Origin of the sequence: Xenorhabdus sp. PR6a (assembly GCF_028599065.1) — a bacterium.
GTDB classification, from domain to species: domain Bacteria; phylum Pseudomonadota; class Gammaproteobacteria; order Enterobacterales; family Enterobacteriaceae; genus Xenorhabdus; species Xenorhabdus doucetiae.
Genome location: NZ_JAQRFJ010000038.1, coordinates 26,346 through 36,627, shown reverse-complemented (window position 1 = coordinate 36,627; position 10,282 = coordinate 26,346). Strand labels below are relative to the sequence as shown.

At 42.4% G+C, this 10,282-nt stretch carries 10 protein-coding genes and 5 tRNA genes; 2 read left to right on the top strand and 13 right to left on the bottom strand.

The features are described 5' to 3' along the window. Nucleotides 1-215 precede the first annotated feature (215 nt). From rplS to ffh, 5 genes are all read right to left on the bottom strand, one after another. On the bottom strand, nt 216-569 hold the full coding sequence (rplS, locus tag PSI15_RS11490; protein ID WP_010845356.1) for a 50S ribosomal protein L19: 354 nt from the start codon (nt 567-569) through the stop codon (nt 216-218). 64 nt (nt 570-633) lie between these two features. Then, entirely contained in the window at nt 634-1,386 is a 753-nt protein-coding gene (trmD, locus tag PSI15_RS11485; RefSeq protein ID WP_273583656.1) for a tRNA (guanosine(37)-N1)-methyltransferase TrmD, read from the bottom strand. A gap of 37 nt (nt 1,387-1,423) precedes the next feature. Then, complete coding sequence (gene rimM / locus PSI15_RS11480) at nt 1,424-1,972, bottom strand: ribosome maturation factor RimM (protein ID WP_273583655.1); 549 nt, start codon at nt 1,970-1,972, stop codon at nt 1,424-1,426. Between the two features lie 18 nt (nt 1,973-1,990). After that, nucleotides 1,991-2,239 carry a 30S ribosomal protein S16 gene (gene rpsP / locus PSI15_RS11475; RefSeq protein ID WP_010845359.1) on the bottom strand — a complete coding sequence of 83 codons (249 nt, stop codon included), beginning with the start codon at nt 2,237-2,239 and terminating at the stop codon, nt 1,991-1,993. A gap of 140 nt (nt 2,240-2,379) precedes the next feature. Next, nucleotides 2,380-3,738 (bottom strand): signal recognition particle protein, encoded by a 1,359-nt coding sequence (ffh, locus tag PSI15_RS11470; RefSeq protein ID WP_273583654.1) that lies wholly within the window; start codon nt 3,736-3,738, stop codon nt 2,380-2,382. Between the two features lie 199 nt (nt 3,739-3,937). Here ffh and PSI15_RS11465 point away from each other — a divergent pair, with 199 nt between their 5' ends. Beyond that, nucleotides 3,938-4,729: a cytochrome C assembly family protein gene (locus tag PSI15_RS11465; protein ID WP_273583653.1), complete on the top strand. Its 792-nt coding sequence runs from the start codon at nt 3,938-3,940 to the stop codon at nt 4,727-4,729. A gap of 51 nt (nt 4,730-4,780) precedes the next feature. Next, the gene (locus PSI15_RS11460) at nt 4,781-6,061 is read left to right on the top strand and encodes an HlyC/CorC family transporter (protein WP_273583652.1); all 1,281 of its coding nucleotides are present in this window, start codon (nt 4,781-4,783) and stop codon (nt 6,059-6,061) included. 325 nt (nt 6,062-6,386) lie between these two features. Here the strand turns inward: PSI15_RS11460 and luxS are convergent, their stop codons facing one another. The 8 genes from luxS to csrA form a co-directional block, all read right to left on the bottom strand. Beyond that, nucleotides 6,387-6,902: an S-ribosylhomocysteine lyase gene (gene luxS, locus PSI15_RS11455; protein WP_045969438.1), complete on the bottom strand. Its 516-nt coding sequence runs from the start codon at nt 6,900-6,902 to the stop codon at nt 6,387-6,389. A 163-nt stretch (nt 6,903-7,065) separates the two neighbouring features. Next, nucleotides 7,066-8,625: a glutamate--cysteine ligase gene (gene gshA, locus PSI15_RS11450; protein ID WP_273583651.1), complete on the bottom strand. Its 1,560-nt coding sequence runs from the start codon at nt 8,623-8,625 to the stop codon at nt 7,066-7,068. 188 nt (nt 8,626-8,813) lie between these two features. Then, a tRNA-Arg gene (locus tag PSI15_RS11445) sits at nt 8,814-8,890 on the bottom strand. 86 nt (nt 8,891-8,976) lie between these two features. Next, nucleotides 8,977-9,053: transfer RNA gene (locus PSI15_RS11440), tRNA-Arg, on the bottom strand. A gap of 86 nt (nt 9,054-9,139) precedes the next feature. Continuing rightward, a tRNA-Arg gene (locus tag PSI15_RS11435) sits at nt 9,140-9,216 on the bottom strand. A gap of 86 nt (nt 9,217-9,302) precedes the next feature. Beyond that, a tRNA-Arg gene (locus PSI15_RS11430) sits at nt 9,303-9,379 on the bottom strand. Nucleotides 9,380-9,387: 8 nt separating this feature from the next. Then, a tRNA-Ser gene (locus tag PSI15_RS11425) sits at nt 9,388-9,480 on the bottom strand. Between the two features lie 485 nt (nt 9,481-9,965). Further along, a complete protein-coding gene (gene csrA / locus PSI15_RS11420; RefSeq protein ID WP_010845367.1) occupies nt 9,966-10,151 on the bottom strand; it encodes a carbon storage regulator CsrA in 186 nt (61 codons plus the stop codon). Between the last annotated feature and the right edge of the window lie 131 nt (nt 10,152-10,282).

The window sequence follows — 10,282 nt, the reverse complement described above, 5'->3', positions numbered from 1 at the left end:
ATTGAAGAAAATAAATAACCTTATATATTCGTTGTACTTCAAGATATATTTATTATCTCCCCCTCTGTGGGGAGATATAACAAGTTGCTTTCATCTTGCGGACTGCAACTTGCAGCTTATAAGGTATATCTTGATTGAAAATGAAAAAATCAAAATATAAAAAGGCCAGCTTAATGCTGGCCTTCAACAATAACTTTCGGATGTAGCAAAGCGTATTATTTTGCGTTCAGACGCTCTTTAATACGAGCAGCCTTACCAGAACGCTCACGCAGGTAGTACAGTTTAGCTCTGCGAACAGCACCACGACGTTTAACGTTGATGCTGTCTACGACTGGGGAGTGAGTCTGGAATACACGCTCAACGCCTTCGCCGTTAGAAATCTTACGAACAGTGAATGCAGAGTGCAGACCGCGGTTACGAATCGCAATAACCACGCCCTCGAATGTCTGCAGACGCTTTTTAGAACCTTCAACGACCCATACCTTAACTTCCACGGTGTCACCCGGACGGAATGAAGGTACGTCTTGCTTCATCTGCTCTTGTTCAAGTTGTTTAATAATGTTGCTCATAATAACTCTCTTACCCTAGGTAAACTGATATATCAAAGACATTCCTTCACGGGATATGTCTGGATTAATTTGTTGCCTGATCTTGATATTCCCGTTGGAATTCAGATAGCAACATCCTTTGCTCGTCAGTCAGAGCTAGGCTTTCTAGAAGTTCGGGCCTTCTTAACCAAGTTCGGCCAAGCGACTGTTTCATTCGCCAGCGATCAATTTCAGCATGGTTTCCCGACAGTAAAACCGGGGGAACTTCCATACCATCCAACACTTCAGGACGGGTATAATGCGGGCAATCCAACAATCCATCAGCGAATGAGTCTTCTTCTGCCGATGCCTGACGCCCCAATACTCCCGGAATAAACCGTGATATCGAATCAATCATCGTCATTGCAGGAAGCTCTCCCCCGCTGAGAACGTAATCACCGATAGACCATTCTTCGTCAATTTCGGTTTGGATGACACGCTCATCAATACCTTCATAGCGACCGCAAACCAGAATTAATTTCTCATTTGCTGCCAGCTCACAAACTCCTTGTTGATCGAGTTTGCGCCCTTGAGGTGAAAGATAAATCACCTTTGCACCATCACCCGCCGAAACTTTAGCTGCATGAATGGCTTCCCGTAATGGTTGCACCATCATCAGCATACCTGGACCACCGCCATAAGGACGGTCATCAACAGTACGATGCCGGTCATAGGTAAAATCCCGTGGATTCCAGCATTCGATACTCAACAGGCCATTTTTTACAGCCCGACCAGTTACCCCGTAATCGGTTATTGCGCGGAACATTTCAGGAAACAGGCTAACAACCCCAATCCACATATTGTGTCCCACTCATTTAAACCGTCTTTATCGGAGATTAAAAACCAGGATCCCAATCTACCTCAATGGTTTTGGTAGCGAGATCGACTTTCTTGATAACCTGCCCATCAAGAAACGGAACCAGCCGCTCCTTGATACCGAATGCATCTTTCAGGTTTGCTTTTATTACCATCACATCGTTAGAACCCGTTTCCATCATGTCATGGATGGTGCCAAGGTTGTAACCTGCGGTGTTGATTACCTGGCAACCAATAAGGTCTTTCCAGTAATAATCACCTTCTTCCAGGTCTGGTAATAGGCCGGAATCCACCACAACTTCACAGTTAGTCAGTAAATTCGCAGCATCCCGATCGTCAATATCTTTGATTTTGACGATAATATCCTGATTGTGGTGTTTCCACGCTTCCAGTTCAACATGTTGCCACTGGCCTGCGCGTTGAATAAACCACGGTTGATATTCAAAAATGTCTTCGTTGTGTTCGGTGGAAGAAAAAACTCTGAGCCAACCACGAATGCCATACGCAGACCCCAATTTTCCCAACACAATTGGCTCAACCGGGTGCTTAAGGCCAGATTGTTTGCTCATTGTTACCACCGTGACAGATTAAGCTGCTTTCTTAGCGTCTTTGATCAGTGCAGCAACACGATCAGACACAGATGCACCCAGACCAACCCAGTGTTCGATACGGTCCAGATCTAAACGCAGAGCTTCTGCATTTCCTGAAGCGATTGGGTTGAAGAAACCCACACGCTCAATAAAACGACCATCACGCGCATTGCGGCTATCGGTCACGACTACTTGATAGAACGGACGCTTTTTTGCGCCGCCACGAGCTAAACGAATTGTTACCATAACATCCTCATTAGTTAGCAAAACAACCAGACTCCATCGAGGAATGGAGTCCGGCTGTCCATTAAAAAGCCCGAAAATTTTACTCACTTTGGCGTAAAAAGCAATCCAAAGAACGTTTTCTTTCGCAACTTTGTTGATTATCACCCCATAAATCCGGGTGGCAACATGCCTTTCATGCCTCGCATCATTTTTGCCAAGCCCCCTTTTTTCATCTTTTTCATCATTCGCTGCATTTCATCAAACTGTTTCAGCAAACGGTTGACATCCTGCACCTGGGTACCCGACCCCATCGCAATTCGGCGCTTACGAGAACCTTTAATGATTTCTGGTTTTTCACGCTCTTTACGCGTCATGGAATTAATGATGGCTTCCATTTTAACCAGAACTTTGTCATCCATTTGGGATTTGACCGCATCAGGGATCTGCGACATTCCCGGCATCTTGCTCAACATGCTGGCCATTCCGCCCATGTTACGCATCTGTTTAAGCTGATCAAGAAAATCGCTTAAATCAAAGCCATCACCTTTTTTCAGTTTAGACGCCAGCTTTTCCGCTTGGGTACGGTCAACTTTGCTTTCAATCTCTTCGATCAGTGAAAGCATGTCCCCCATGCCCAAAATACGGGATGCAATGCGATCAGGGTAGAAAGGTTCCAACGCATCCGTTTTTTCACCAACACCGAGGAATTTGATGGGCTTACCCGTGATATGGCGGATGGAAAGCGCCGCACCACCACGCGCATCACCATCTACTTTGGTCAGAACAACGCCGGTTAATGACAATGCTTCGTTGAATGCTTTTGCGGTATTTGCCGCATCTTGACCCGTCATCGCATCAACAACAAACAGGGTTTCGACAGGATTGATCGCTGCATGAACCGCTTTGATTTCATCCATCATTGCCTCATCAACATGCAGGCGACCTGCCGTATCGACTAACAGCACATCATAGAATTTCAATTTAGCATGTTGGATCGCTTTATTGACAATATCAACGGGCTTTTCCTGTGGATCTGACGGGAAAAAGTCAATTCCAACCGTTTCAGACAAGGTTTCAAGCTGTTTGATCGCCGCGGGTCGGTATACGTCAGCAGAAACAACCAAGACTTTTTTCTTGTTTTTCTCTTTCAGCAACTTACCTAATTTAGCCACGCTGGTTGTTTTACCTGCACCTTGCAAGCCCGCCATCAAAACCACTGCGGGAGGCTGGGCGGAGAGGTTCAGTTCACTATTGACCTCCCCCATCGCCTTAACCAATTCATTCTGAACGATTTTGACGAACTCCTGACCGGGTGTCAGGCTTTTGTTAACTTCATGCCCCACTGCGCTCTCTTTGACTCGTGCAATAAAATCACGCACGACAGGCAATGCAACATCCGCTTCGAGCAAAGCCATACGAACTTCGCGCAGCGTATCTTTAATATTATCTTCAGTCAGCCGCCCGCGACCGCTGATATTGCGCAATGTGCGCGATAGTCTGTCAGTTAAATTATCAAACATTGTCTCAGCTCAGATATCTACAAGTGGGTCTACCTGTAAGGCAAATTTAGCGAATTATAGCACGATGATCTTGTGATCTCTGCAAAGAGATTCCCAAGTATAATTAACAACGGTTGGAGGCTACTCCTGCTAGCGGTATACTTAATTTTCAGGTTCAATCCATACCTAACGGATTTCAATTGCGAAAACGATAAACGTTATGCTGATATTTTCAATTATTGCTTTATTTGCCTATCTCATTAGCCTGACGCTCGTCGTGCCAGGTTTACTGCGCCAACAAAACAGTTATCAAAAATTGGCACTTTCTTTCGCAATTGTAGCGTTAGCCACTCACGCAATTGCATTGAAATACCAAGTTTTTCACGTCAGTAGTGGACAAAATCTTACGTTATTAAATTTAGGTTCAATTGTCAGTTGGCTTATGTGCATCATCATGACGGTTGTCGCTTTCCGTGGTCGTGCATGGTTTTTACTGCCGATTGTTTACAGCTTTGCCATGATCAATTTGATATTGGCCAGCATGATGCCAGGAGAATTCATTACTCATCTCGAAGATAGTGTCGAATTATTTATTCATATTGGGCTGGCATTACTTGGCTATGCGACTTTACTCATTGCCGCGCTTTATGCTTTGCAACTTGGCTGGTTGGACTATCGGCTTAAAAAGAAAAAACTCACATTTACCTCTGGAATTCCCCCATTGATGACAATTGAGCGTAAAATGTTTCACATTACCCAAGTGGGTGTAATTCTACTAACATTGACGCTATGCACTGGCATTATGTACATGGATGATGTTTTCAGCAAAGAAAATATCCATAAATCTGTTTTATCTATTATTGCATGGTTTGTTTACGTTATTTTGCTTTGGGGACATTATCATGAAGGGTGGCGTGGCAAGCGCGTTATTTGGTTCAATCTGATTGGTGCATTTATTCTGACACTGGCTTTTTTCGGTAACAGGCTATTACAGGAAATGATAGTTTATTAAAAGTTAAATTATCATTGCTGATTTGTATAAATATTAGGAAGGAATTCTGTTTTGGAGCATGTCTCAACAAGCACACTGATTATCATTCTTGTTGTCATGGTTATTGTTTCAGCCTATTTCTCTGCTTCAGAAACTAGCATGATGACAATCAACCGATACCGCTTGCGTCATTTGGCTAAACAAGGAAGCAACTCCGCACGCCGGGTTGAATCTTTACTGCGTCATCCAGACAGGCTGATTAGCCTGATCCTTATCGGTAATAATCTGGTCAATATTTTGGCGTCCTCTCTTGCTACTATTGTTGGTATGCGACTCTATGGCGATGCCGGTGTTGCTATTGCCACAGGTGTACTCACGTTCGTTATTCTTATTTTCTCTGAAGTGATGCCCAAGACCATCGCAGCGCTTTACCCTGAAAGAGTAGCATTCCCAAGTAGTTTTCTTCTACGCCCACTAGAAAAAATTATGCTGCCTCTTGTTTGGTCATTTAATAGGATCAGCTTACTGTTTATGCGTTGTTTAGGTATCAAAACCTCTGATATTCGCAATGATGCTGTCAGCAAAGACGAGCTACGCACCATTGTCAATGAGTCAAACAGCAATCTATCACGCCGCAATCAGGACATGCTGATTTCTATATTAGACCTCGAGAAAGTCACGGTTGGTGACATTATGATCCCACGTAATGAAATTGTTGGTATTGATATCAACGATGATTGGAAATCCGTTATCAGGCAACTGACACACTCTCCACATGGGCGCATTGTGTTATATCGGGACTCCCTCGATGATGCTATCGGTATGCTCCGAGTGCGCGAAGCCTATCGACTGATGATGGAGAAAAAAGAATTTACCAAAAGAAATTTGATTAAAGCCGCAGATAAAATTTACTTCATTCCAGTGAGTACCCTATTGAATATTCAGCTTATTAACTTTCAACGCAACAAACAAAAAGCAGGTTTGATCGTTGATGAATATGGCGACATTCAAGGGTTAGTGACTGTTGAGGATATTTTAGAAGAAATTGTCGGCGATTTTACCACCTCCATGTCTCCAACTCTGGCGGAAGAAGTTCTTCAGCAAAGTGATGGCACCGTTCTGGTTGGTGGTACAGCTAATATCCGTGAATTAAATAAAGCTTTCGGTTGGGCGCTTCCTGAAGATGGTCCAAGAACAATGAATGGAATGATTCTGGAAGAACTCGGTGAAATTCCTGAATTGAACGCTCAAGTGCAAATTAATGAATATAAATTTGAGGTTCTTGCGGTAAACGATAATGTTATTAAGCAGGTTCGCGTAACACCGATGAATAAAATACAGAGCGAAACATAAAATATGTTAAATAATTCAACGGTTATCCAGTAAAATATCCAAGATTCGACTACCTGCATATTCTGGGGTAGTCCAAAAATCGCATAAAAAATTATGAATCCTCTTCATATTTTCCCATAATGAGAATGGCAATAGAAAAATACTAAATATCAGAGTGTGTTGAATATCTCTATTCATGAAGAGCTTCAAGTTATTTCAAAAGACAAATGAATGCTCTCGCCTCACTCCTCATGGATATTTTTTAAAATATGGCATTAATAATAAATAGAGGGCCAGCAAAACAAGCCGGCCCCAAAATATAAGTTAGTTCCGCCTGACAGGCAACCTATACCTGTAACTCTACAAGTTTTTCTTCAGGCAATGCTAATTCATCGTTATAATTGACACGAACACCAGAATCAAGAATACGTTGAGCAATATCTTGAGCTTCTTTCAATGAGTGCATTTCATATGTGCCGCACTGGTAAATGTTCAATTCTGGGATCTGGTTCTGATCTTGAACTTTTAGCACGTCTTCCATTGCCGCTTTCCAAGCTTCCGCCACTCTCAATTCTTCTGGAGCACCGATCAAGCTCATATAAAAACCAGTACGACAGCCCATTGGAGAGATATCAATGATTTCAACACCGTTGCCATTCAAATGATTACGGATAAAACCCGCGAACAAATGCTCAAGTGTGTGAACACCTCTTTCTGGCATCACTGCTTTATTAGGAACACAAAAACGCAAATCAAATACGGTGATAGTGTCGCCATGAGGCGTTTCCATCGTTTTGGCAACTCTAACGGCAGGAGCAGCCATGCGAGTATGGTCAACTGTAAAACTATCCAATAAAGGCATAATACTACCTCCTAAGGCATCAGATTTTTTACGAATATTTTTTCAGATAGATGAAACTTTCTCATTTGCAGCTGGTCATAAGATATGAAGACGCGCAAAATTGTTATCATCCCTTATTCTCTAAGATATCTTATTCGGCCACCACTGGTGGCCATTTTCTTTTTTAACGCCCCGCATGAAGTTTTAAGTACGCTTCAAAACTCATGTTATCTTGCTGCTCAAGGCTATGCTGACGCGATATAGAAGACTCACGCTCAACAGAAAAAGTTTCATCATTCAAAATCGAATAATGCTCTTCAATCAATTTGTTATGATACTGGTCTGCGAGATCCAATCCAAAGCCAACTATCCCCTGCGATTTCATCTTGTCCAAGACACGTGCTGAAAACGTTAGTGATGGATCTTCAAACATGCTCACCAATTCTTTACAAACTGATTGATATTGAGTCCCTGAACAAGCATCCAAGACTTCAGCAACTCTCTCTAAATCCCTGAATAACTCCTGTCCCACAACCTTAAGCGACTGTTGTTCAATCCCATAGCCAAGCCCAATAGATAACCCTGGCTTGCGTCCTTCTAAGATGACTTTATTCCAGTTTCCACGACAACATGCAAGCTCCTCACTCCCCATTTCAGGAGCATCAGCCAGAGCACACCATATCAAAAATAAATCAAGAAAACGAATTTGAGTTTCATCAACGCCAATAGAAGAAAAAGGGTTGATATCCAAAGAACGGACTTCAATATATTCTATACCCCCTCTCAACAAGGCATCTGAAGGTGACTCTCCTTCTTGCGTGACCCGTTTGGGGCGTATCGGTGCGTACAACTCATTTTCAATTTGAAGAACATTCGTGTTGAGCTGTAAGTAGTTATCTTCTTTTTTGATACCGATTGCCGCAAACTCTTCAGATGGCTTATGAATTGCTTTCTTAAGCCCCTCTACATAGGTATGAAGATGATTAAAAGTAATGTTCAGATCACTTTGTGATTTGTTGGTATATCCTAAGTCACTCATTCTCAATGAAGTTGCATAAGGCAGGTAACAAGTCCCTCTTTCTGTTTCCTCAAAGGGTAATGCTGTGTTTCGCCCACGTAAGAATGAAGAACAAATGGCCGGTGATGCACCAAATAAGTAAGGGATCACCCAACCAAAACGGTAATAATTGCGGATCAAACGAAGATAGCCATCTGAAATCTGCTCTTTTCCCATTTCAGCATCTTTAATGCCCAACCATGCCTGCCAGAAACTCATTGGCAGAGAAAAATTATAATGCACACCAGAAATTATTTGCATTAGTGCACCATAACGATTCTTTAATCCTTCACGGTACAAAGTCTTAAAGCGGCCCAAATTAGACGTACCATATTGAGCCAAAGTGATACTTTCTTCATCATCAATAAAACATGGCATACTTAAAGGCCACATTTTTTCATTATCCAGATTCCGGGCTGTGTAGATATGCAAGTCTTGAAGAAAAGCAATGGTTCTGTCTATGTTGCTATCAACAGGGGTAATAAACTCCAATAGAGATTCAGCAAAATCAGTTGTAATCCATTTATGCGTTAATGAAGCACCAAGTAATTTTGGATGCTCCGTCTTAGCTAAATGACCGTCTGGAGTAACACGCAATGTTTCACGTTCAATGCCACGACAAATCCCGTTTAATACGGTAGGGTTTGCCTCTAGCCATGACAATGCTTTTGATACGTCCGGGATCAATTTGTCCTCCCGTGGAGTTTAAAAGATTATTACTAAGAGTTTACTTTATATGAAACAAGCCAAGTTGTCGCTGATTACATAAAGGTGACGATGCGTTAGCGGTTAAATTACAACCAAAAATAATAAAGCAAATGTTATCGTTGAACCAAAATAAAAAACCCCTGCCTTATCAAGGCAGGGGTTTAAACTGGTGCATCCAGGAGGATTCGAACCTCCGACCGCTCGGTTCGTAGCCGAGTACTCTATCCAGCTGAGCTATGGATGCATTGTCGGTTTTCTATTTCTGCTCAGGCACTATTAATTGCCTGACTTTACAGAATTGAAATCCCGAAAAATCGGGATTTCTAAATATGGTGCATCCAGGAGGATTCGAACCTCCGACCGCTCGGTTCGTAGCCGAGTACTCTATCCAGCTGAGCTATGGATGCATTGTCGGTTTTCTATTTCTGTTCAGGCGCTATTGATTGCCTGACTTTATAGAGTTGATATCCCAAGAAATCGGGATGTCTAAGTATGGTGCATCCAGGAGGATTCGAACCTCCGACCGCTCGGTTCGTAGCCGAGTACTCTATCCAGCTGAGCTATGGATGCATTGTCGGTTTTCTATTTCTGCTCAGACGCTATTAATTGCCTGACTAGACAGAATTGAGATACCTAAAAAATCGCGGTGTTTAAAATGGTGCATCCAGGAGGATTCGAACCTCCGACCGCTCGGTTCGTAGCCGAGTACTCTATCCAGCTGAGCTATGGATGCATTTTAAATGGCGGTGAGGGAGGGATTCGAACCCTCGATGCAGCTCTTAACCACATACTCCCTTAGCAGGGGAGCGCCTTCAGCCTCTCGGCCACCTCACCATTTGCTTTAAAATCGTAAACAACATTCACGCTTTAAAACCTGCGACTTAGAAATTTTTAACTTTTAGAACCTTTACTTCTGATACTTGCTCAGAAGCTTTTCTTCAAGCTCTTCGTCGCTGCGATGGCGCACATATTACTTTCCCTGCCTGATAAGTCAAACAATTTTTCGCAACTTTTTTTTGCTTGAGCACTTAACATGCAAAATGCTTGGTTTAACATCTAAGGGGCTGTTTTATCAGCAGTGAAATCATCTAAGAACCGTTAAAATTTACGAAAATGATTATTCCTCTCTATGGACTCATGAACGATGCTTTTTCAACAGATAGAAAATAAAAAGACATGAGAGAATAGAGTCAAAGATATCAAGAAGAGATAAACGTGATAAGTTTACAAAATAGGGAGCGAGAAAGAAGCAAAGAAAATAAGGTAATAAAAACAGAGTAGCGCCCAAGTTTTAAAAAAGCGTGGACGCCATTCTTGAATTAAAAAGTTGTAGGCTGAGATTTCTCTGCCTGAATCCGTTGATAAATTTCTTCACGGTGAACAGAAACTTCCTTGGGCGCATTTACACCAATGCGAACTTGGTTGCCTTTAACTCCCAATACTGTGACTGTTACCTCATCGCCTATCATGAGTGTTTCACCAACTCGACGAGTCAGAATAAGCATTCTTTGCTCCTTGAAAATTTAAAAGAGTCGGGTCTCTAGGTTTCCCCGCTATTATCCATCAAACACCGTGAAAACGTAAAGCAATGATATCTACTTAAAGTATAAGTAGTTTTGAACACATTTGCTATATC